We start from the raw sequence: 21029 nt of genomic DNA, 5'->3' as shown, positions 1-21029 counted from the left end.
GACTTGGGGTCATGGGTGGATGGTCGGGGCCGTTCCGAAACTGAGAGCTGACATTCGTGCCGACCGGACGACGTCCGGCGCGCGCGGTCGTGCGCTCCGGATCGCTCTGATCCCGGCCTTGGTGCCGCTGTCGCTCACATTGGTTCAATGCGGCAAGGCGCCCAATCCGGCGGCGCTCGCGGCGAACTCGCAGGCCAACGTCCAGATCGTTGCGAAGACAAATCAGCAGGTCGCAAGCAGCGACACGTTCGAGGATCGCTTCCCGGCCCCGCAGTTCACGGAGCGCTTCCCGTCCGCAAGCGAGGGTTTTCTGCAACGGCAGATGTCGGACTTCTCGCCCAAGCGCGCCGTGCAGCAGCCACAGCCGGAGCAGGCGCCCTACAGGGTCGCTTCGCTCGCGCCGCAGGCCCCCTACCAGCGTCCGGTGCGCGAGGACCTGACGACGCTCGTCAGCATGAAGTCGTCAGCATTCCCCTATTTCGGCAACAACCCCGCCTCCGACTCGCCGTTCCTCAACATCGCCAAGGGCGACCGCCGCGGCCACCGCAGCTATTCCGGGCGCGTGTTCTGGCAGGACGAGACCTACAGCGACAACCGCGTGCTGATGCACGTGCCCGAACATTTCGACGTGCGTAAGCCAGGCGTGATCGTGGTGTTCTTCCACGGCAACGGCGCAACGCTTGAGCGTGACGTGCGCGACCGGCAGCTGGTGCCGCAGCAGGTCACCGATTCCGGCGCCAACGCCATCCTGCTTGCTCCGCAAATGGCGGTGGACGCCGCCGATTCCAGCGCCGGCAAGTTCTGGCAGGCGGGCGGCCTCAAGCGCTTCCTGGAGGAGTCTGCGAACCATCTGGCCCGGCTCACCGGCGATCCCAACAGCGCGCGCGCCTTCGCCAATATGCCGATCGTGATCGTCGGCTACAGCGGCGGCTTCCTGCCGACGGCCTGGAGTCTCGAGGTCGGCGGCATCAGCGACCGCGTCCGCGGCGTCGTGCTGCTCGACGCCGTCTACGGCGAAATGGACAAGTTCGCCTCATGGATCGAGAGCCACCGCTCCGGCTTCTTCGTCAGCTCCTACACCCGCTACACCGCGCGGCGCGACCGCGAGCTGATGAGCACGCTGCGGCAGAAAGGCATCAGCGTCTCCGAAGACATGGACGGACCGTTGCGTCCCGGCAGCGTGGTGTTCGTCGAAACCGGTGACGGCATCACCCATCGCGACTATGTGACCCGTGCCTGGACGCGGGACCCGCTCAAGGACGTGCTGGTGAAAATGTCAGCGACGCCATCACTCGCACTGACGCGCGTGGCCTCCACCAATCCAGCCCCGTCGAGTCGCTGATCAGCGACTGACCGTCCGGCTCGAACCGCAGCTCGTTGGCCTCAGGTTTTGGGCAGCTTCGGAATGCTCTCGGCAAAGCCGTTGAAGCAGGCCAGCCGCTCGTCCTCTTCCTTGAAGAATCGGCAATCGGCGTAGCCCTTGGCCTTCGGCGGCTTCGGCTTCGGCGTCGGCGCGATCACCGCGTCGTAGCAATTGAGCCGGTCCTTGGTGCCGTCATCGAGGTCGAGGCAGGCCTGGAGCCGCGCCGCGATCGATTGTGGCTTGCCCTTCGGCGCCGCGGCCGGCTTGGCAGCTGCCTCTTTGATCCCGGCCTTGGTCCCCTTGGGCTTGACCTGCATCAACGGCTTGTCCCCGACCATCGGTGGTGGCTTGTCGGCTTGCGCAAACGCGGAGGCCGAATAGAGCACCGCGGCAACCGCCAGAATCATCCTCATTTCAGTCAACTCTCTTTGGTCCCCATGCCTCGCCTTCTACCGCTCCTGCGCGCGGTTTGCCAAGCGCCTTGCGCACACGAAAACCCTTCCGTTCAGGCCGGGGCGCCGGTAGCCGGCCGGGGCCGGGTCAGGACTACCAGGATCAGCGCCAGCACGACGAAACCGACCGCGACGAAGCCGAGCGTATGCAGGAGCTCGCGGGCGAACAGCAGTCCGCCGACGGCAGAGCCGACAGCCTGGCCGATATAGAGGACGGAGGTGTTGAGTGCGACGGTCGCCGATGCCAGCGACGGTGCGGCCGAGACCAGCCGCACCTGCTGCATCGAATTGGTCGAGGCAAAGCCGAGGCCCCAGATCGCGACCGCACCCGCCATCAATGCGAGCGTGCCGGCACTGAGCGCCCAGCCCGTGATCCCCGCAAGCAGCAGGCAGGTGAACAGCAGCGAGGTGCGATAGGGTCCCGAGGTGTCGACGATGCGGGTCGCGATGACAACGCCGAGGAAGCCGCAGACGCCATAGAGAGCGAACACCATGCCGATCGCATCGGGCCCGGCGCCGGTCAGCTTCTTGAGCAGCGGGCCCATGAAGGTGAACACCACGAACTGCCCGGCCATCTGCAGCATCGTGATCGCAAGCAGCAGCAGGATCGTCCTGTCGCGGCCGACGGCGCTCCAGGTCTTCAGGTCCACCGGCGTGCCCTTCAAGCCCGCCGGCAGCCGGATCAGCAACAGCAGGAAGCTGATGCAGCCGAGCGCGCCGACCCCGCCATAGGCCGCGCGCCAGCCATATCGGCTGGCGATGAAGGTGATCAGCGGCAGGCCGACGGCGGCAGCGAGCGACCAGCCGAGAAAGATGTAGGCGATCGTGCTGCCGCGACGCTCCACCGGCACGATCAGTGCCGCCGTGCCGGCGGCCTGCGGCGTGTAGAGCGCGCCGACCGCGAGCATCGCCAGGCGGGTGACAAGGAGGCTCGTGTAGTCGGGCGCAAATGCCGATGCGAGATTGCCAAAGGCGAGCACCGCCAGCGTCGTGGTGAGCAGCCTCCGGCGCTCGATCCGGCTGGTGAGCCAGGCCGTCAGCGGCGATCCGATGCACAGGATGATGGCGCCGAAGGTGATCAGGAGCGCGGCCGCGTGGATGCTGACGTCGAGCCCCGCCGCCAATTCCGGCAGCATGCCCGCCGGTGCCAATACCGAGCAGCCGGTGACGAGATTGCCGAGCATCAGGGCAGTAGGCGCGAAACGGCCGGCGCGTGCATTTTCCATGCAGATGCATGTAGAGCAGACCTGCGACCGGTTAAAGGGCGTCGCCCGGAATAGTTCGTGCGGCGCCCCGGCTTTTGCGCGCCAGTTTCTTGGAAATGCCGGATTGCGCAGGCCGAATCGCCTGATATATCGCTCGTTCCCGCTTACCTGCGCTCGTTCGCAGGAGTGAGCCTCAGGAGACATGCAATGACCGACCAGCCCAAGGACCAATCCAGGTCCGAACAAGCCAAGGCCGAACAGACCAAGGCCGAACAAGCCAAATCCGAATCCGGCTTCCAATACAGCCTCAGCAATTTGAGACCCGTGACCCCACCGGAAAAAATCACTCTCACCTTCCCGGACGGCGCCCGGCGTGAATATGCCAAGAGCATCACCGGCCTCGAGATCGCCAAGGGCATTTCGCCGTCGCTGGCCAAGCGTACGGTCGCGATGGCGCTCGATGGCGTGGTCTCCGACCTCGATGATCCCATCGAAGCCGATGCCAGGATCGAGCTGATCAACCGCGACGATCCGCGCGCGCTCGAGTTGATCCGCCACGACTGCGCCCACGTGCTCGCCGAAGCCGTGCAGACGCTGTGGCCGGGAACCCAGGTCACCATCGGTCCCGTGATCGAGAACGGCTTCTATTACGATTTCTTCCGCAACGAGCCGTTCACGCCGGAAGACTTTGCCGCAATCGAGAAAAAGATGCGCGAGCTCATCGCGCGCGATAAGCCATTTACGAAAGAGGTTTGGGATCGCGAAAAAACCAAACAGGTGTTCCGAGACAAGGGCGAGGCGTTCAAGGTCGAGCTGGTCGACGCCATTCCCGGCAACGAGCCGATCAAGATCTACTATCAGGGCGACTGGTTCGATCTCTGCCGCGGCCCGCACATGACCTCGACCGGCAAGGTCGGCAACGCCTTCAAGCTGATGAAGGTGGCGGGCGCCTATTGGCGCGGCGACAGCAACAACCCGATGCTGACCCGCATCTACGGCACGGCGTTCGCCAAGCAGGAGGACCTCGACGCTTATCTGAAGCAGATCGAGGAAGCCGAAAAGCGCGACCATCGCAAGCTCGGGCGCGAGCTCGACCTCTTCCATTTCCAGGAGGAAGGTCCGGGCGTGGTGTTCTGGCACGCCAAGGGCTGGACCATCTTCCAGCAGCTGATCGCCTATATGCGCCGACGCCTGAGCGGCGACTACAGCGAGGTCAACGCGCCGCAGATCCTCGACAAGTCGCTGTGGGAGACCTCCGGCCATTGGGACTGGTATCGCGAGAACATGTTTGCGGCGCAGTCGGCCGGCGACGAAGCCGAAGACAAGCGCTGGTTTGCGCTGAAGCCAATGAACTGCCCAGGCCACGTGCAGATCTTCAAGCACGGATTGAAGAGCTACCGCGATTTGCCGCTGCGGCTCGCCGAGTTCGGCGTAGTGCACCGCTATGAGCCGTCCGGCGCCATGCACGGCTTGATGCGCGTGCGCGGCTTCACCCAGGACGACGCGCATATCTTCTGCATGGAGGATCAGCTCGCCGACGAGTGCCTGAAGATCAACGAGCTGATCCTGTCGACTTACGCCGATTTCGGCTTCACCGGCGATCTCACGGTGAAGTTGTCGACCCGGCCGGAGAAACGCGTCGGCACCGACGCGATGTGGGATCACGCCGAGCGCGTGATGGCCACCGTGCTGCGCGAGATCCAGACGCAGAACAATCACATCAAGACCGAGATCAATCCGGGCGAAGGCGCCTTCTACGGGCCGAAGTTCGAATATGTGCTGCGCGACGCCATCGGCCGCGACTGGCAATGCGGCACCACGCAGGTCGACTTCAACCTGCCGGAAAGGTTCGGTGCGTTCTACATCGACCACGACAGCGGCAAGAAGCCGCCGGTGATGGTGCACCGCGCGATCTGCGGTTCGATGGAGCGCTTCATCGGCATCCTGATCGAGCACTATGCCGGCAACTTCCCGCTTTGGCTGTCGCCGGTGCAGGTGGTGGTCACCACCATCACGTCGGAGGCCGACGAATACGCCAAGCAGGTTCTGGAGCAGGTCCGGCGTGCGGGACTTCGGGCCGAGATCGACCTGCGCAACGAAAAGATCAACTACAAGGTCCGCGAGCATTCGCTGGCCAAGATTCCGGCACTGCTCGTGGTCGGCAAGAAAGAGGCCGAGACACAGTCGGTCTCGATCCGGCGGCTCGGCAGCGACGGCCAGAACGTGACCACGACGGTGGAGGCGCTCGCCGCCCTCGTCGACGAGGCGACCCCGCCGGATGTGAAGCGGGCGCGTGGCGCGGCCTGATTCCTGAAATCGATCTAAACCCGCTTTCGGTTGCGGGCGTGCATGCTTATCTCGGCATGGCACGCCCGACGACCAGCCGAAGAGGATATCGCAGTGCCTGACGCCATCGAACTCCTGAAGACCCGCCGCTCGGTCAAGCCGCGCGAGATGTCCGGACCCGGGCCCTCCCCGGCCGAGCTCGAGACCATCCTCACCATCGGTTCGCGCGTGCCCGACCATGGCAAGCTTGCGCCCTGGCGCTTCATCATTTTCGAGGGCGATGCGCGTCGGCGCGCCGGCGAGGTGATCGCAAAGGTGTTTGCCCGGAAGAATCCTGGCGCGCCTGCCGCCGATGTCGAGACCGAGCGCAAACGCCTCACGGATGCGCCGCTGGTGATCGGCATCGTCAGCTTCACCAAGCCGCATCCGAAGGTGCCGGCCTTCGAGCAGGAATTGTCGGCCGGCGCCAGCGTCATGAACATCGTCACGGCCGCGACCGCGCTCGGCTACGGCGCCTGCTGGCTGACCGGCTGGTTCTCGTTCGATCGCGACGTGCTGGATGGCCTCGGCCTCAAGCCGGACGAGAAGCTCGCCGGATTCGTCCATATCGGCACCCCGACCAAGCAGAGCGATGACCGTCCGCGACCGGTCCTTTCTGAAATCGTGACGCGATTTTAATCGAAGGCGTGTTGACGCCTTCGACGTCTTGCGGCTTTGATCCCGGCGAGGGAGGAAGCCCGGATGAAGCGTCGTGAATTTCTGGTCGGAGCCGCGCTGCTGGCCGGCACGATGGCGCGGAGCCGCGCCGCCGATATCCCCGCTCCGTCGTCCGACGGGCTCGACCGCATCACAAAGTATTTTGACAACGAGGTGACGAGCGGCCGGCTGCCGGGCGCCGTGGTCCTGGTGCAGCAGCACGGCAAGCCGGTCTATCTGAAGACTTTTGGCGTGCGCGACACCAGGACGGGTCTCGCGATGACGCCCGATACGATCTTCGCCATCCACTCGATGACCAAGCCGGTCACGTGCCTCGGCGCGATGATGCTGATCGACAAGGGCAAGCTTGCGCTCACCGACCCCGTGTCGAAATACATTCCCCTCTTTGCCGACACCAAGGTGGGACTGGAGGTCACCAATCCCGACGGCACGTTGCATCTGGATCTCGTGGCCCCGGTCCGTCCCGTCAACATCGAGGATCTGCTGCGGCACACCTCGGGCATCAGCTACGATTATATCGGCGGCAAATGGGTCGAGCAGGCCTACAAGGCTGCCGACATCTTCGAAGGTCAATTCAACAACAGGGAATTCGCCCAACGCATCGCAAAGCTGCCGCTGGCGCGGCAGCCGGGAACGCTGTGGCGCTACGGTCATTCCACCGACGTGCTCGGCAGCGTCATCGAGATCATCTCGGGCCAGACGCTGTACGAATTCCTCAAGCAGCGCATCCTCGATCCGCTCGGCATGAGCAGCACCAAATTCGCGCTGGCGAGCGCGGACGAGCTCGCTCGGATGGCGCGGCCGCTGCCCAATGACTTCATCCTGCTTGCTGCCGAGCGCGACCGCCTCGACCATCCCGAATGGCAATCCGGCGGCGGCGGGCTGCTCTCGACCATCACCGACTATCGGCGTTTCTCGCAGATGCTGCTCAACGGCGGCGAATTCGAGGGCAAGCGCTATCTGAGCCCCGCGGCTTTCAAAGCCATGACCACGGATCACGTCGGGCCCGGCTCCGGCGTTGGACGCGATTATTTCTATTTTCCGGGCGACGGCTTCGGTTATGGCTATGGCCTTGCGGTGCGGACCGATCCCGGCAACGCCAAACCGCCGCCGCCGGGCTCGCTCGGCGAGTTGAAATGGGACAGTGGCAGCGGCACCTATTTCGGCGTCGATCCCAAGCTCGACATGGTCTACCTCCTGATGCAGCAGACCCAGAACGAGCGCAGCCGCATCACGCCTGCCTTCAAGGCGCTGGTCTATGACTGTTATCCGTCCGAGTTACGCCGCCCGTGAAGCACGCTGGCCGAAATCGGCGAGCAGCTTTGCGGTCTCGGCGCCGCAATGACGAACTGTGACGACAACGCTCGTCTTTCTCGTGTCCCGGACGCGGTGCGGCACGCAGTGACGCTCCGCGGAGCCGGGATCCAGGAAGCCACGCTGTTCGCTGTTGCATGGGCCCCGGCTCTGCAGCGCACCGCCAAGAGACGCTGCGCTGCGTCCGGGGCACGAGACTGTTGATGAAGGACTGACATGGGCTTGCATCCTCGCGGCGTGTTTCGCCCGAGCTTTGCTTCGTCGCTTCACCCTCAATTGAAAGAGGGCGCAGGGAAGACCGGGAGCCGGCTGGCTCCTATTGATCCGCTATGCCAAGGGCAGATTGCGCTACGATGCACAGCGGGAAACAGGGCAACCGGAGCATCCCGGCCTTCCCTGCGCGATGGTTGGAACGGCTTATGTCGTGTTCTCCCCGGGGAGCGATGCACTATTGCCCCCGTCGCCGTGCGGATGGCTGATGCGCGCGGCCCGGTCGGACTGCACACATCACCGCAAGACTTGGCGCACAGACCCCGGGCGCCAGGACGACACGATTTGGCCGTACGCCGATCACACCGGTCGTGCGCGCGACGCCTTCGCTCACGGCTCTCCGCCCTGCGAAACCATCTGCGCCGATGTGATCCACGTCCACCGCCGTCCGGCCCGCGTTCGTGACGATCGCGATACGCCCCTCTTCCTTGGGCCGGAGTGAGCGGAAGATACGATAATTCCGAATTCTGTAAAGACGAATATTTTTATGCCTGCCCGTTGACCGACAATTTGTGTGTGTTGCCCGACAGGCACCGCAAGGTCTCGTAGCCCGGGATGAGCGAAACGACCTTGCGGCGCGGCGGGCTGTAGAGGCGTGCATCGGTCAGAAGCTCGACAATTACCTTGGGATGGCGTTTGCTGAAGGCGGCTATCACCGGCGAGAGCATCACCGTCCCGAACCAGTCCGACGACAGGCGCAGCAAGCCGTCGAACTGCGTCTCCGCGCCGGACGCGCGCCGCTCCAAAGCGAGCGCCTCTTCTTCAATCCGCTCGGCATGGCGCAGCACGGCTGTGCCCTCGTCGGTCAGCACGAAACCATCCGTCGTGCGCTGGAACAGCGTCTGTCCGAGCGACTGTTCGAGCGCAATGCCCGGCACTTCACACTGGAGAACGTCGGCAATGCCTATGCGCTGATCCGCGATCACGCGGCGCAGGGCAAGCTCGTCGTCGACATCTGACGGCGCTCGCAGAGACGTTTCGGAGCCCGGAGGGAGCGAGGCGCAATCCGGGCTACGGAGCTGTGCCTGCCGCTAGTCCTCGCTGGGGGCCGCGGAGCGGTTGCGCAGATGGGCCTGCGACAACAGGAAGAACAATGCGCGCTCGCCATGATATTTGGCGGACGGCCGGGAGCGCTCGAAGCCATCGGCAAATATCTTGCCGGCGTGGTCGCACACCCGCCACCGCCAGCCAAACCGCTTTCGTCTGGTGAGGATCACTTCGAACATGCCGACGAGCTTGGTCCCCTGCTCCTTGCCGGTCTCGCAGACGCACGAGCCTGCTCCGGCCCCCCGTTAGAGGGATGCCCGACATATAACGCAGCAGGATGGAAAGCGAATAAAATTGATTATCGGAAACAGGTATCTTGCACCGGCTGTGAGGAAGTCGAGACGCTTCCGGAATAAGCGGATGGTGCCGGTGTTGATCGGCGCGTAGCGAAAAGCATCAGCTTCCCGCACGCGCGACGCGACTGGCGGTACTAAGATATGGGACATTCATGCGCTGAATGAGAAGCGTTCGCCAAGCGCACGAAGGACAGCGTCGGCCGCATGCGGGATCACCGCTTAAGCGCTAGCGCGCGACGACTTCCACTTCGCCATCGACGCCGTTGACGACGTTGAAACCGCGCTCGTAGACCTTGCCCTCGTTCTTGGCGATGGCGCGATATTCGCCTTCCGAGAGCACCACGCGCGGGAAGGCGCCGATCGATTCCTTAATGACGTCGCCGCCCGGGGTCAGCACCGACCAGGCGGTGTTGGCGAGCGCCTCGCCCCCTCTGTCGCTGACCAGCTTGAGCGTGATGACGGCGGCGCGGTGGGTGATGGTGACGTCGGTGAGCTTGCTGGCCTGGACGCGGATGTCCGAGCGCACCACCGAATTGGCGTCGCCGTAGTTCGAGATGATGTAGTAGGTGCCTTCCGGCAGCAGCACGACGTCGCCGGCGGCGACGTTCGGCACCAGGGAGGCGCGCTCGCCGGATTCGAACTGGCTTCCCTTGTAGATCGCGAACGATATCTGGTTCTGCGGAATGCGGCTGGTGCCGACCCGGCCCTCGATGCGCAAGCCGCCGGCCGGCAGCACGAAGGATTCGCGGTCGGTCTCGGCCTTCAGGCTGACGGTGCGCACCGCGCTGACGAGGCCAAAGGCAACGTGCACGACGTAATTGCCGGGCGGCAGCACAATGTTGGGCGTGGCGTTGCGGTCCTCGCGGATCAGCTTGAAGGTGCCGTTCTCGTCGGGACGATCGGCAAACACGCGCCAGACCAGGCCGCTGGTGATCGGTGGGGTGTCCTTGCCGTATTTCGCGGTCAGCGACAGTACGCCCTGTCCGGGGACGGCCGCGTTGAGCGGCGCGGCGGACGGCACGGTCGTGACCGCGGGCGGCGGCATGCTGGGCGTGGTCGGCTGCATGAGGGTCGGCGGCAGGCTCGGAGGTCCGGCACCCGGGCCGGAGGGCGGCGCCAGGCTGACGGCGCCGCCGGGGTCCGGCACCGAAGCGGGCGGCACCGGCGGCGGACGATCAGAGAAAAGCTGCGCCTGCGCAGCGTTTTGGCCGAGGGTATAGAGGCAGGCAGCAAGGATCAGCATCGGCAGCAGCGATGCGCCGCGCCGCCATCCGATGATGCCGTCACCCCCGAGAGTCATGCCACCTGCTTTTCACCGAAAACGCGGCAAATTCAAGCCTCCGAAACCCCAAGAAATACGGCCCAATCCGGTTTTGGAACCCGGTTGACGCCCGCGCGATTACCCCACACGCAACCGCCCGTCGCCATACTCCTGCCCCGTGTCCTTCCGAAACCGGCATAAACCATGCTCCGGCCCGGTTCTGGCGGAGCGCGAGTGCGGTGTCTAATCTGATGGCAGGTCCAGGCGTAGGAGAGTTTCGGTGCTGGATATATTGAAGGGTCGGGGTTCGAACGGCGAGAAGGTCGGCGAAAAGGTCGGCCTCGGCAGCATCCGCCGGCCGGTGATTGGCCTAGCCCTCGGCGGCGGCGCCGCGCGCGGCTTCGCCCATATCGGAATCCTGAGAACCCTCTTGGCCAATGGCATCGTGCCTGACGTGGTGGTCGGTACCTCGATCGGCGCGGTGGTCGGCGGCCTCCATGCGGCCGGCCGGCTCGATACGCTGGAGGAGTGGGGGCGCAGTCTGCAAGGTATGCGCAACATCCTCGGCTATCTCGACATCCGTCTCAATGGCTCCGGCCTGATCGGCGGCGAGAAGCTTGCAACGCGACTTGAGGAGGCGGTCGGCCAGACCCTGATCGAAGATCTTCCGATCAAGTTCGCGAGCGTCGCGACCGAGGTCCGCACCGGCCACGAAATCTGGCTGACGCGCGGCCGCGTGGTCGACGCGATGCGTGCCTCCTATGCGCTGCCCGGCATCTTCTCTCCGGTCCTGATCGGGGATCGCTGGCTGGTCGACGGCGCATTGGTGAACCCGGTGCCGGTCTCGGCCGCCCGCGCGCTCGGCGCCGAAATCGTCGTCGCTGCAAATCTTTCCAGCGACATCTTCACCTATTCGACGACGGTCTATTCGCACGGCGCGATGCCTGAACCGGTCGTTCCTGCGGCCGAAGAGACGACGTCAAAGCGGCGCTTCCCGAGATTCTTCTCGCCCGAAAAAACGGTGAAGCGCGAATTCTTCGGCGGCGGCAGCGCCCGGCCCGGCCTCTCTTCGGTGATGGTCGATGCCTTCAACATCATGCAGGACCGCATCACCCGCGCCCGCCTCGCCGGCGATCCGCCCGATATGCTGATCACACCGCGGGTCGGCCATTTCGGCTGGTTCGACTTCCACCGCTCCGAGGACCTCATCGCCCTGGGCACCCGCGCCGCCGAGCGAGCGCTGGAGTCCATCCAAGAGGCAATCCACGAGCTGGCGCCGACGCCCGAGAGCACCGCGCCCAAAGCCGACCAGCAGGACTGATCAGGCCGTCTTGATGTAATCGCGCAAGGCTTCCTGCTCGGACTCGTATTCCTGCACCCGGCGCTTGACGATGTCGCCGATCGAGATCAGGCCCACCACCTTGCCGCTGTCGATCACGGGCAGATGCCGGAACTTGCCGGTGGTCATCACCTCCATGAGCTCGGCGACCGTGTCGGTCTCCTTGCAGGTGACGACCTTGCGGGTCATGACCTGAGAAACCGGCTCCTCGAGCGCGCCGGCGCCGCGCTCGCCGATCACCCGCACGATGTCACGCTCCGACAGGATGCCTTCGAGCCGGCTCTGGTTCATCACCAGCACCGCGCCGATCTTCTTCTCACCGAGCAGCTTGACCGCAGCCGCCAGCTTCGCGTCCGGCTCGACGCTCATGACCTGGTGGCCCTTGTTGTTGAGAATCGAACGTACCGTCATTGTCGCCTCCCTGAATCCGAACCGCCCGCTTTTCGCGGTTGGACTTGTTCATCGAGTCTTCAACCAACAGACTTGGAGTCTTCAACTAACAGTCTGGAACTAACAGTCTTGAACTAAACAGGCTTGGCGCCGGTTTCACGCTCAGGCGCTTGTCGAAGCATTGCCTCTACGGGCTTGTCGCTTCGGAACATTCTTCACGAGAATGATGGATGAATTCGGGCGGCGCCGCAAGCGCAGCTTCAAATACGGTCTGAAATGTCCTGTGATGACGCATCCGCAGCATCGCTTCGCACGCGCGGCACGGGATCGAACAGCGTGAACAGCAACAGGCCGGCAAGGAAGCCGCCGATATGCGCCTGCCAGGCAACGCTCGTGGTCTCGCTATCGACGCCGATCGCGCCGACACCGAAGACGATATTGACGCCGAACCACACCGCGAGGAAACCGAGCACCCGCCCGTCGCGCAGCGCACGCGACAGCGGCAGCGCCGGAACTCTTGCGGCGGTATCGGCATCCGATCGGCTGAACGACAGGAAGCTGCCGCGAACGAAGGCGAAGCGGATCGCCGCCGCCATCGCGCCCGACACCGAAGCCGAATCGCCGATCATCGGCGCCACCGCGTGCTCATGGGTGACGAGATGGGCGAGCGCGCCGGCCGCCGCCGTCGCCGCGAGGAACAGGAAGAACCTGATGGTGCCAAAGCGCCGCGCCAGCGCGCTCCCGAACGGCAACAGCCACAGCACATTGAAGCCGAGATGGGGGAGATTGGCATGCAGCAGCGAATAGGTGACGAAGCTCCAGACTTTTGCGCCAGCGCCGCCCGGAATCTGCAAATTAAGCAGCGAGGAATCGTAGCGCTTGGGGATGAAGCCGAAGACGTCGATGGTCCAGTTCTCCAGTTCCGGCGGCAGCAGCACGCGCAGATGGATCACCGCCAGCAGGATGATGTAGGCGGTCAGCGCCACGGGCAGCGTCAGGATCGGCTCGCGCGGAGCCTCCTCATTGACGGCCGGCACGTCCATCGAAGCATCATGCAACGAAGGATCTTGCGGCGGGGAATCTTGCGGGGAATCCAAGGCAGCTTTGCTTTCAGGCGCGATCGGAGCGACAGACTTAACGACAGGCCTTGGAGATAGTCGCCTTTGCCCGCCCTGCGCAAGTGCACAAAAGGAAAAGGCAGGGCCCTGGGAAAGCCCTGCCTGTCCGTGTCGGACTTCCGGTACCCAGAGAGACAGGGGTATCCACCCCTCCCCCGCGGCCGGTGACCAAACTGTTTGACGCCTGTGTACAGGCCTCGCCGAGAACCTGGAGAAAAGCGGCGAGGCTTGCGACTGCGGTCACCATAGCAGCGGGGCGGCGGACGGAAAGCGCATAGTTAATTTAACGTTAACGACGCAAAGGCAGCGTCAGGGAGGCCGAAAACGCCTCCACGGCATGGACGGTGCAAATCCCCTCCTGCACAACAACACAGGGATCGCGGCTGCACTGAAGCGGGACAGGATTGTCCCGCGAGGTTGCGCCCCGGGATAAGCGTTCAGTCATGAAACATCCGTCGAACCGCGAGTTCTTCGCGTATTGGGACAAGAAGCGCGGCACCGAGCGGGCCCCTGACCGGGCCGATATCGATCCGGCTGCCGTGCGTGGCCTGCTCGGCGACATCTTCGTGCTGTCCTGCGAGCCCAATCTCGGCTTCCCGTTTCGCGTCGCCGGCACGCGCGTCTGCGCGCTCGCAGGCTGCGACCTCAAGGACGCGAGCTTTGCAGCGCTGTTCAACGAGGCCAGCCGCCGCGAGATCGAGGAGATCACGACCGTTGTCGCCGACGAGAGCCTCGGCGCGATCGCCGGTATCACCGCCACGCGTGAGGACGGCAGCAAGGCGCGTCTCGAGCTGTTGCTGCTCCCGTTCAACGCCCGCCCGCATACGCCGGTAAGCGTGACAGGCGTGCTTGCGCCATTCGACGACGAATGCGGGGCGCTTGGCCCGTTCACCCTCACCTCCTGGCGTTATCTGCACCAGCCGGAGAAGCTCTTGCCGCGCGCGATCCGCAAGCTGCAGATCGCACGCGGGCTGATGGTGTATGAGGGACTGAGGTAGGAGTGACCCTCGTCTCAGGGCGCGCAGCGTTTGCAAGCCGCCCGATCTTCATTGCAGTCAGACGCGCCGGCCCCCCGGCACGCAGGCTCGCGATCCGTGATTGGAACCTTATCTGTTGAGGTGCGTTTATCTGCCTGCCGGCGCTGGTGTCTGCGCGGCAACGCGGCTCGGTCGGAGGCGATGCGTTTGCTAGCCGCCGGGCCTCCGTCGAGGGGCGATTCCCGTGATGGAGCACGCGACCAGAGTTGGTAATCGCCTGTTAGCTGCGTTACCGCCGGCCGACTTCGCTTTGCTTGCACCGCATTTGCGGAAAGTACCGCTCCAGCACGACGCAGTCCTGGTCGGGTCGGGCGACCGCATCGAACATCTCTACTTCCCCTGCAGCGGCGCGATCGCCCTCATCATGGAGTTGCCGAACGGACAAACGGCCGCAACCGCGGTGATCGGCAACGACGGCGCCGTCGGACTCATGACGGCGCTCGGGCCCGTCCGATCCCCCCTGACCGCGGTTGTCCGCGTGGCCGGGACCGCACTGCAGATCTCGCCCGCGCGATTTTACGCGATGCTCGAACGCAGTCCCGCCGTCGCAAGCGCGGTTCAGATTGTCACCAGGGCGTTGATGACGCAATTCCTGCACGTCGCGGCCTGCAATGCGCTGCACTCGGTCGAAGCGCGCCTCGCCCGCTGGCTGCTGCACATTCACGATCGGACGGATGGCGGTGATGTCCTGCCCTTGACCCAGGAGACGTTGTCGGAATTGCTCGGCGTCCGCCGTACCACGGTCACGCACGTCGTGAGTGCACTTCGAACATCAAGGGCGATCAAATCCAATCGACGCGGCCAACTCGAGATCGACAGGGAACGGCTCGAGGTCGTCGCATGCGAGTGCTACAAGGTGATGAGCCGCAGGATCGATCGGATCGTTTCGCAGGATGCGTTAAGGCTCCTTCACGCCGCGCCGGCGCGGGACGGCTGCCCGCCTCCGGACTTCCCGTTCGCCAAGACCGATTCGTAAACCCAGGCCTCCCTGGCGAACCACTCGTGCGTCGCCGCGCACATCCGGCAATAGGTACGCGAAAAGAACACAGTACTGCAGCGAAACCTTTCGCCATCCATCTCGATGCCTGTCGGAATTGCGCTCCCCGTTTCCGGGCACTTGATCATCACCATACCCATCCTGATTTCCCTCCAGCTTGGCATCACCTCACGGCAAGGCTGGCCGCCATCGGCTGGACGGCGTCTCTTCTCGCGAAGACGCTCGTCCAGCCGATCCACGTGGCCAGTAGCTTCGATTCAAGCAGCCCTATGCAGAACCCGGTTGAAGCTGTTCTTGATCGGCTCGGCCGCCTCGGTCGCGACCTTCTGGGCCAGATCCCAAAGCTCCCGATTCTGGGCGGAAGCCGCTTCAAAGGTCTTGCGACCGTGAGCGGTGGAGAGGTTCACGAGGTCCGCAAACGACTTCGCGTCTGCAAGCTGGGAGAGGAATTCCAGCGCGGAGCTGGTATTGTTGTTGGATATTTCAATGACCTTGGTGCCGTAGTCGGCGGCACGCCTGGCATTGGTCGAACAGGCATCGCGGAGAGCTTCGGTGATCTCCTCGGAAGTCGCCTTCATCTGCTCGAAATTTGCCTTGGCCCGCGTGGCGGTCGGCGCGGCGAGATCGCCGAAGATCGCCTGGATGTTGAAAAACGGTATGTCGAATTTGAAGTTTGCATTTCCGTTCGCCGTCCCATTCAGCGGAGCGGCATTCGTTTCGGCTTTCACATTGGCATCACTCACGGGCATTCATCCTTTCAAGCGAAACTAGATAATGGATTGAAGACTCCCCAACGCGCCCAGGTGCGTACTGCACCGGGACACCAGTGCCTCTACTTTCACGATGGTGGGATGCTGCTGCGGATATGCAGCTCTTGCCCCCTGCCGGAGGCAACTATGACCGACGAAGGTCGAAGCTTCGGTTCGCTTTCGGACTCTCAATTTGAATTAATTCGGCTCGTGCGATGCTGCGGCGCAAGCAAAATTCTGCATCTTTGAAGTTGCTGCTATTGCATGCGCCAACCTCAGATCAGCGCCGGCGAGCTATTAAGAGGCTCGATCCCGGAGCCGTTTGAGCCGGAATGTTCTGCCGCTTGCGCAACCGGCAGGTCGACCTGCAACGGTCCCTGTGCGATAAATTGGCCGGTCACACGCGGGCTGTATCAGGGGGCTGCGGTAGTTCTCGTTTCGACGTGAGCGAGCGCCGCGATCTCGATGCAGCCTCTCACCTGGACGAAACGACCATGTCCGACATCATCAATTTCGGCTCGCTTCAGCTCCGCTTCCTGCAGAGCAAGGATGACACCGGCGGCAGCGTCGATATTTTCGAAATGACGTTGCAGCCGAATGCGCGGATGCCGATCCCGCATTATCACGACCGCTGGGACGAAACGATCTACGGGCTGTCCGGCGTCTCGACCTGGACGATCGATGGCAAGCAGAACGATTTCGGCCCCGGAGAATCCGTCTTCATCAAGCGCGGCATCGTGCACGGCTTTACCAACCGCTCGACCGGGCCGGCGACATGCCTGTGCATCCTGAGCCCCGGGGTGCTGGGCACGCAATATTTCACGGAGATGGCCGCGCTCCTGTCGGCAGGCGCGCCACCCGACCCCGCGAAGATGAAAGAGACGATGCTGCGCTATGGACTGGTGCCGGCGCCGGCTGCGTGAGCCAAGCTCGCCGCCCAGCGGAAATGGCCGGTCCCGCGCTAGCGATCCATCACGGCCGGCGACGCGGCGAATGCGGTGGGAATCATCTCGAGCGATATTGCGAGCGTGAGCGCGAGGCGGATCGAGGACGTCATGGTATCTCCTGTCATGCAATGGGCTTGCATGGGGTAGGACGCCGCGCGAGCCGTGGTATTCCTGAGATGACGGCAAAGATATTTTTCGCTGCGTGCCTCGTCGCATCGGAATAAACTGGGATGATCAAGACTGAACCACGGATCGACATGAGCAAGCCGCATTGGCGTCCCGCGCGCGCATCCGACCTGCCGGCGATCAGCGCGATCGCAGCGCGCATCCACCCCGATCTGCCTGAACGCCCCGAGGTGTTCGCGGAAAAGATGCGGCTCTATCACGATGGAAGCCGCGTGCTTGCCGCGGAGGACGAGATCGTCGGCTACGGACTCGCCCATCCCTGGACGCAACATCGGATTCCGCCGCTCGACGGCTTCCTCGAACAACTGCCCGGCGGTGCGGACTGCCTCTATGTGCACGACGTCGCGGTGCTGCCCGGCTTTCGCGGCGGCGTCGCGGGCGATTATGTCGCTGCGATCGAGCAGCTCGCGCGCGCGTCAGGGATCGCGACGCTCGCGCTGGTGTCGGTCTACGCCACGCGGCCGCTGTGGGAACGCCTCGGCTTTCGGGCCGTCACGGCGAACGCGGAGCTGCGTGCAAAGCTCGCGTCCTACGGCGACAACGCGACCTACATGCTCCGCGATCTCGCTGCGACGTAATGCCCCTTCACGGTGCAGTCCCGCGGCAACATTCTTGCCGACGCCGGAACGCGGCCGTCAGTCTCGATGCTTCTTTTTCGTCTTCGGCTTCTTTCCGGGTGCGCCCTTCCCAGGCCACGAAGTGACCGAAGGCTCTGCGTGGCCCGGCTTGTTCTTGTGCTTCTTTTTCTTTGCGAAGGAAGGAGCATCGTCGAATTTCGGTCCGCGCTCGCCCTGCGCCTTGTCGTATGGCTTGCCGTGCGGTTTGCCGTGCGACTTGAACCCACCCGGCTCGCGCGGGCGATCATCGCGACGTTCACGGTGGTCGCTGTCGCCGCTCTCGCGCCGCGGCGCGTGGGGCCGCTCTTCCGAAGGCGCCTGCCGCTGCGGCGCATCCGCCATCGACTCGATGCGGATGTTGTCTTCCTTGTCCGGACGCTTGATCTTGGCGGCGAAAGATTCCACGACCCGCTCGGAAATCTCGAACTCGGTCGTGGTGTCCATGATCTTGATAGCGCCGATGTCGTTCTTGTCTATGCCGCCGCGGCGGCAGATCATCGGCAACAGCCAGCGCGCTTCCGCATTCTTGCGTCGCCCGATGTTGGCCCGGAACCAGACGGTGGCCTCCCCCATGCCGTGACGCGGCGAGGATTTCCCCTTCGATCGCGGCCCCGCAGGGCGATCATCGCCGCGCGAAGTGCGGGCATCGTCGCGCGGTGCGCGGGCATCGTTGCGACCGCGATCGTCGCGCGGCCGGCTGCTTCGCTCGCCCGGATCCATGATGTCTTCGGGCGACGGCAGCCGTGCGCGATAGAGCCGTGCGAGCGACGCGGCGATCTCCTCAGCCGACCGCTCGGCCAGCAACGCCTGCGCCAGCGCCAGATCGTCGGCGGTCGTCTCCTCGGTGAACAACACGTCCTTCATGCGCTCGTGATCGAGCTTGCGGATCTCATCCGGTTGCGGCGCCGTCCCCCAGACCGCGTCGATCCCCGAGACATTCAGCAGCATTTCCGCACGCCGCCGTCGCACGGGCGGCACCAGCAGGATACTCGTCCCCTTGCGACCGGCGCGACCGGTGCGGCCCGAGCGATGCTGCATGACCTCGGCGTCGTTGGGCAGGTCGGCATGAATGACAAGGTCGAGGCTCGGCAGATCGATGCCGCGGGCGGCGACGTCGGTCGCCACACAGACGCGCGAACGTCCGTCCCGCAGCGACTGCAGCGCCGTGGTTCGCTCGTTCTGCGTCAATTCGCCTGACAGCGCGACCACCGAGAAGCCGCGCTCCAGCAGCGCCGCCTGCAAATGCCTGACGTGATCGCGCGTGCTGCAGAAGACCAGAGCGCTCGGCGCCTCGTAGAAGCGCAACACGTTGACGACCGCGTGCTCGGCATCGCCGGGCGCGATTCGGATCGCGCGGTACTCGATATCGGCGTGACCGCCTTCGTCGCCGGCGACCTCGATCCGGAAGGCCTGCTGCTGATACTGCTTCGCCAGCGCGACGATGCCGCGCGGGAACGTGGCCGAGAACATCAGGGTGCGGCGCGTGTCCGGCGTGGTCTTGAGGATGAACTCCATGTCCTCGCGAAAGCCGAGATTGAGCATCTCGTCGGCCTCGTCGAGAACCACCACCTTCAATTCGGAGATGTCGAGACGGTTGCGCCGCAGATGATCGCATAGCCGGCCGGGCGTACCGACGACGATGTGAGCGCCGGCCGCAAGCTCGCGCTGCTCGCGCCGCGGATCCATGCCGCCGACGCAGGAGACGACGCGCCCGCTCGCATGCTCGTACAGCCACGCCAGCTCGCGATGGACCTGCAAGGCAAGCTCACGGGTCGGCGCCACGATCAGGGCAAGCGGTGCACCCGCCCGCTCGAACCGCTCGGCGCCATCAAGCAGATCCTTGAACAGGTCCTTGGCCATGGCCAGCCCATAGGCCAGCGTCTTGCCGGAGCCGGTCTGGGCCGAAACCAGCAGGTCGCGGTCAGTGGCCTCGTCGGTGAGCACGGCGAGCTGAACGGGGGTCGGACGGTCGTAGTTGCGCTCGGCCAAAGCTCGGGCGAGCGGCGGACTCATGGTCGGAAAAGACACGGGATAAAACCTTGGTTGGTCCAGGCGCGGAACGTTGAGCCGCGCGACCTGAAGCTGCGTAGGCGACAAATGGTCCAGCCGCACGCGTGGTGATTTGATTTGCACGCTCTTTACGCCAAGCGCGGGCAAATCACCATGCCTATGACGCATGGCTTTGGCGGCATCGAGAATAAGCTTACCGCTGGCGCCACCCACTACATCCAGCGTTTTCCGGCCGTTTTTCTGCATATAGCGAAATTTTGCGTCAAAGCCACCACCGCAGCGTGCAAGCTCGCATAGAGACGACGCGCCGGCCCTAATCCCGGGAGGTCACCAGCCTGCCGAAGCCGCCGACCAGCCTGACTCTTGCCCGCGCAACGGCGTCTCTTGCCGCGCGGCTCAAGGCATGGACCGCGCGCCAGGCTTCGGTGGCTTGCAGCCATGCTCTCACCTCGGCGAACTTCCCATAGGCCCAGGCAAAAGCCGGAATCCGCATCAGCTTGTCGCGCGTGAGATGGAACAGGCGCTCGACCAGCACGAGCTTGAGCAACTCGCCGACGATGAGAGTCGCGGCGCCACTCACGAACTGACCGGTTGCGGCGAGATAGGCCGCCACAGGCTTGATCGGCTCCAAAATGATCACGGGCACGGAAAACAGGGCGAGCGACGGATAAGGCGGCAGCGATCTGATCCAGGCGCGCAATCGCCTGAATTGGAAATGCCGCCCAATCCAGCGCGAGATTGGCCTCGCCACAGCCATGAAGACCGCATCCACCAGGAAGTAGATGGCGGCCAGGATGTAAGTGACCGGTTTCAGGATTCGCTTCACGATACCTCTCCTGCGAACTGAAAGCCGGAACTGGGGTCTAAGTTTCACCCCCGCGTGAATAACTCGCGGATTTCCGATGGAACTTTTTGGACATCGGCCCGCCTCCGCAAGTCTCAGATCTCCGCATAGAGCTCCAAAAGATTGCCGTCGGGGTCGCGGAAGAACAGCGTCCGATGCCCAAACGACTGGTTCGTCGGCGGCGACAGCAGCGCAACGCCCTGCCGCACGAGTTCGTCAGCGCACGCATCGACCTCGGCCGCGGAGACCTTGAATGCCAGTTGCAGCGCGGCACTGCCCGCCGGTGTTGGCGCATCGGCCGCAGTCCGGCTCGGCTTCGCGAGAGCCAACGTGTTGCTGCCCAAGCCGTACTCGATCCAGTTCGGCGACAACTCACGCAGCAGCGGAAACGCGAGAACGTCTTCGTAGAAGCGGCGCATCGCGGCCATGTCGCGCACGAAGATGACGGTGTAGGGTCTGTTGGGATTCATCTGGAGTTTATCGCGGCCGCGGCCAGATAGATCATTGAAGTGAAGCTCTGGTCGGTCTTGTCGGCGCGCATTGCGATGCGCTTGAATTCCTTGAGCTTGCCGAAGAAGTTCTCG

General features: G+C 64.1%; 19 protein-coding genes and 1 pseudogene. 9 read left to right on the top strand and 11 right to left on the bottom strand.

What is annotated here, in order from left to right; genetic code table 11:
• The first annotated feature begins 19 nt into the window (after nt 1–19).
• Nucleotides 20–1342 (top strand): alpha/beta hydrolase, encoded by a 1323-nt coding sequence (locus IVB27_RS10140; protein ID WP_247443409.1) that lies wholly within the window; start codon nt 20–22, stop codon nt 1340–1342.
• Between the two features lie 41 nt (nt 1343–1383).
• Here IVB27_RS10140 and IVB27_RS10135 read toward each other — a convergent pair whose 3' ends face one another.
• Nucleotides 1384–1776 (bottom strand): hypothetical protein, encoded by a 393-nt coding sequence (locus IVB27_RS10135; RefSeq protein ID WP_247443319.1) that lies wholly within the window; start codon nt 1774–1776, stop codon nt 1384–1386.
• A gap of 92 nt (nt 1777–1868) precedes the next feature.
• Entirely contained in the window at nt 1869–3041 is a 1173-nt protein-coding gene (locus IVB27_RS10130) for an MFS transporter (protein ID WP_247443318.1), read from the bottom strand.
• A gap of 186 nt (nt 3042–3227) precedes the next feature.
• Here IVB27_RS10130 and thrS point away from each other — a divergent pair, with 186 nt between their 5' ends.
• The 3 genes from thrS (at nt 3228) to IVB27_RS10115 (ending at nt 7316) form a co-directional block, all read left to right on the top strand.
• Entirely contained in the window at nt 3228–5327 is a 2100-nt protein-coding gene (gene thrS, locus IVB27_RS10125) for a threonine--tRNA ligase (RefSeq protein ID WP_247443317.1), read from the top strand.
• A gap of 93 nt (nt 5328–5420) precedes the next feature.
• On the top strand, nt 5421–5984 hold the full coding sequence (locus IVB27_RS10120) for a nitroreductase family protein (protein WP_247443315.1): 564 nt from the start codon (nt 5421–5423) through the stop codon (nt 5982–5984).
• A gap of 63 nt (nt 5985–6047) precedes the next feature.
• Nucleotides 6048–7316: a serine hydrolase domain-containing protein gene (locus IVB27_RS10115; RefSeq protein WP_247443314.1), complete on the top strand. Its 1269-nt coding sequence runs from the start codon at nt 6048–6050 to the stop codon at nt 7314–7316.
• Between the two features lie 860 nt (nt 7317–8176).
• Here the strand turns inward: IVB27_RS10115 and IVB27_RS10110 are convergent.
• The 3 genes and pseudogenes from IVB27_RS10110 to IVB27_RS10100 all read right to left on the bottom strand — a co-directional run.
• Nucleotides 8177–8473, bottom strand: a pseudogene (locus IVB27_RS10110) (LysR family transcriptional regulator); the annotation flags it as partial.
• A 165-nt stretch (nt 8474–8638) separates the two neighbouring features.
• The gene (locus IVB27_RS10105; RefSeq protein ID WP_247443313.1) at nt 8639–8833 is read right to left on the bottom strand and encodes a hypothetical protein; all 195 of its coding nucleotides are present in this window, start codon (nt 8831–8833) and stop codon (nt 8639–8641) included.
• A 343-nt stretch (nt 8834–9176) separates the two neighbouring features.
• Complete coding sequence (locus tag IVB27_RS10100) at nt 9177–10250, bottom strand: RgsD C-terminal domain-containing protein (RefSeq protein ID WP_247353152.1); 1074 nt, start codon at nt 10248–10250, stop codon at nt 9177–9179.
• Nucleotides 10251–10491: 241 nt separating this feature from the next.
• Here IVB27_RS10100 and IVB27_RS10095 point away from each other — a divergent pair, with 241 nt between their 5' ends.
• Complete coding sequence (locus tag IVB27_RS10095) at nt 10492–11532, top strand: patatin-like phospholipase family protein (RefSeq protein WP_247443312.1); 1041 nt, start codon at nt 10492–10494, stop codon at nt 11530–11532.
• On the opposite strand, the gene IVB27_RS10090 is transcribed toward IVB27_RS10095, so the two are convergent.
• Both IVB27_RS10090 and IVB27_RS10085 read right to left on the bottom strand, forming a co-directional pair.
• Nucleotides 11533–11961 (bottom strand): CBS domain-containing protein, encoded by a 429-nt coding sequence (locus IVB27_RS10090; protein WP_247443311.1) that lies wholly within the window; start codon nt 11959–11961, stop codon nt 11533–11535.
• A 239-nt stretch (nt 11962–12200) separates the two neighbouring features.
• The gene (locus IVB27_RS10085) at nt 12201–13037 is read right to left on the bottom strand and encodes a rhomboid family intramembrane serine protease (RefSeq protein ID WP_524536476.1); all 837 of its coding nucleotides are present in this window, start codon (nt 13035–13037) and stop codon (nt 12201–12203) included.
• Nucleotides 13038–13501: 464 nt separating this feature from the next.
• Between IVB27_RS10085 and IVB27_RS10080 the strand changes: the two genes are divergently transcribed.
• Nucleotides 13502–14056: a PAS domain-containing protein gene (locus tag IVB27_RS10080; protein WP_247443309.1), complete on the top strand. Its 555-nt coding sequence runs from the start codon at nt 13502–13504 to the stop codon at nt 14054–14056.
• 223 nt (nt 14057–14279) lie between these two features.
• Nucleotides 14280–15071 (top strand): Crp/Fnr family transcriptional regulator, encoded by a 792-nt coding sequence (locus tag IVB27_RS10075; protein ID WP_247443308.1) that lies wholly within the window; start codon nt 14280–14282, stop codon nt 15069–15071.
• A 278-nt stretch (nt 15072–15349) separates the two neighbouring features.
• On the opposite strand, the gene IVB27_RS10065 is transcribed toward IVB27_RS10075, so the two are convergent.
• A complete protein-coding gene (locus tag IVB27_RS10065; RefSeq protein WP_247443306.1) occupies nt 15350–15841 on the bottom strand; it encodes a phasin in 492 nt (163 codons plus the stop codon).
• Nucleotides 15842–16335: 494 nt separating this feature from the next.
• Here IVB27_RS10065 and IVB27_RS10060 point away from each other — a divergent pair, with 494 nt between their 5' ends.
• Nucleotides 16336–16764 carry a cupin domain-containing protein gene (locus tag IVB27_RS10060; protein WP_247443304.1) on the top strand — a complete coding sequence of 143 codons (429 nt, stop codon included), beginning with the start codon at nt 16336–16338 and terminating at the stop codon, nt 16762–16764.
• Nucleotides 16765–17045: 281 nt separating this feature from the next.
• Nucleotides 17046–17552: a GNAT family N-acetyltransferase gene (locus IVB27_RS10055; RefSeq protein WP_247443407.1), complete on the top strand. Its 507-nt coding sequence runs from the start codon at nt 17046–17048 to the stop codon at nt 17550–17552.
• 57 nt (nt 17553–17609) lie between these two features.
• On the opposite strand, the gene IVB27_RS10050 is transcribed toward IVB27_RS10055, so the two are convergent.
• From IVB27_RS10050 to IVB27_RS10040, 3 genes are all read right to left on the bottom strand, one after another.
• A complete protein-coding gene (locus tag IVB27_RS10050) occupies nt 17610–19604 on the bottom strand; it encodes a DEAD/DEAH box helicase (protein ID WP_247443405.1) in 1995 nt (664 codons plus the stop codon).
• A 310-nt stretch (nt 19605–19914) separates the two neighbouring features.
• Nucleotides 19915–20427, bottom strand: coding sequence for a hypothetical protein (locus IVB27_RS10045; RefSeq protein ID WP_247443303.1), 513 nt, complete (start codon nt 20425–20427; stop codon nt 19915–19917).
• A gap of 113 nt (nt 20428–20540) precedes the next feature.
• The gene (locus IVB27_RS10040) at nt 20541–20915 is read right to left on the bottom strand and encodes a VOC family protein (RefSeq protein ID WP_247443301.1); all 375 of its coding nucleotides are present in this window, start codon (nt 20913–20915) and stop codon (nt 20541–20543) included.
• Nucleotides 20916–21029 lie beyond the last annotated feature (114 nt).

It is taken from the genome of Bradyrhizobium sp. 197 (genome assembly GCF_023073375.1).
In the GTDB taxonomy this organism is placed as follows: Bacteria; Pseudomonadota; Alphaproteobacteria; order Rhizobiales; family Xanthobacteraceae; genus Bradyrhizobium.
This window is presented reverse-complemented; position numbering and strand designations above follow the sequence as displayed.

Coding starts and splice junctions, on each gene's coding strand:
- IVB27_RS10100 (WP_247353152.1), bottom strand. CDS start 10,250: ATGACTCTCGGGGGTGACGGCATCATCGGATGGCGGCGCGGCGCATCG.
- IVB27_RS10060 (WP_247443304.1), top strand. CDS start 16,336: ATGTCCGACATCATCAATTTCGGCTCGCTTCAGCTCCGCTTCCTGCAG.
- IVB27_RS10140 (WP_247443409.1), top strand. CDS start 20: ATGGTCGGGGCCGTTCCGAAACTGAGAGCTGACATTCGTGCCGACCGG.
- IVB27_RS10105 (WP_247443313.1), bottom strand. CDS start 8,833: ATGTTCGAAGTGATCCTCACCAGACGAAAGCGGTTTGGCTGGCGGTGG.
- IVB27_RS10040 (WP_247443301.1), bottom strand. CDS start 20,915: ATGAATCCCAACAGACCCTACACCGTCATCTTCGTGCGCGACATGGCC.
- IVB27_RS10055 (WP_247443407.1), top strand. CDS start 17,046: ATGAGCAAGCCGCATTGGCGTCCCGCGCGCGCATCCGACCTGCCGGCG.
- thrS (WP_247443317.1), top strand. CDS start 3,228: ATGACCGACCAGCCCAAGGACCAATCCAGGTCCGAACAAGCCAAGGCC.
- IVB27_RS10050 (WP_247443405.1), bottom strand. CDS start 19,604: ATGAGTCCGCCGCTCGCCCGAGCTTTGGCCGAGCGCAACTACGACCGT.
- IVB27_RS10090 (WP_247443311.1), bottom strand. CDS start 11,961: ATGACGGTACGTTCGATTCTCAACAACAAGGGCCACCAGGTCATGAGC.
- IVB27_RS10080 (WP_247443309.1), top strand. CDS start 13,502: ATGAAACATCCGTCGAACCGCGAGTTCTTCGCGTATTGGGACAAGAAG.
- IVB27_RS10065 (WP_247443306.1), bottom strand. CDS start 15,841: ATGCCCGTGAGTGATGCCAATGTGAAAGCCGAAACGAATGCCGCTCCG.
- IVB27_RS10115 (WP_247443314.1), top strand. CDS start 6,048: ATGAAGCGTCGTGAATTTCTGGTCGGAGCCGCGCTGCTGGCCGGCACG.
- IVB27_RS10135 (WP_247443319.1), bottom strand. CDS start 1,776: ATGAGGATGATTCTGGCGGTTGCCGCGGTGCTCTATTCGGCCTCCGCG.
- IVB27_RS10130 (WP_247443318.1), bottom strand. CDS start 3,041: ATGGAAAATGCACGCGCCGGCCGTTTCGCGCCTACTGCCCTGATGCTC.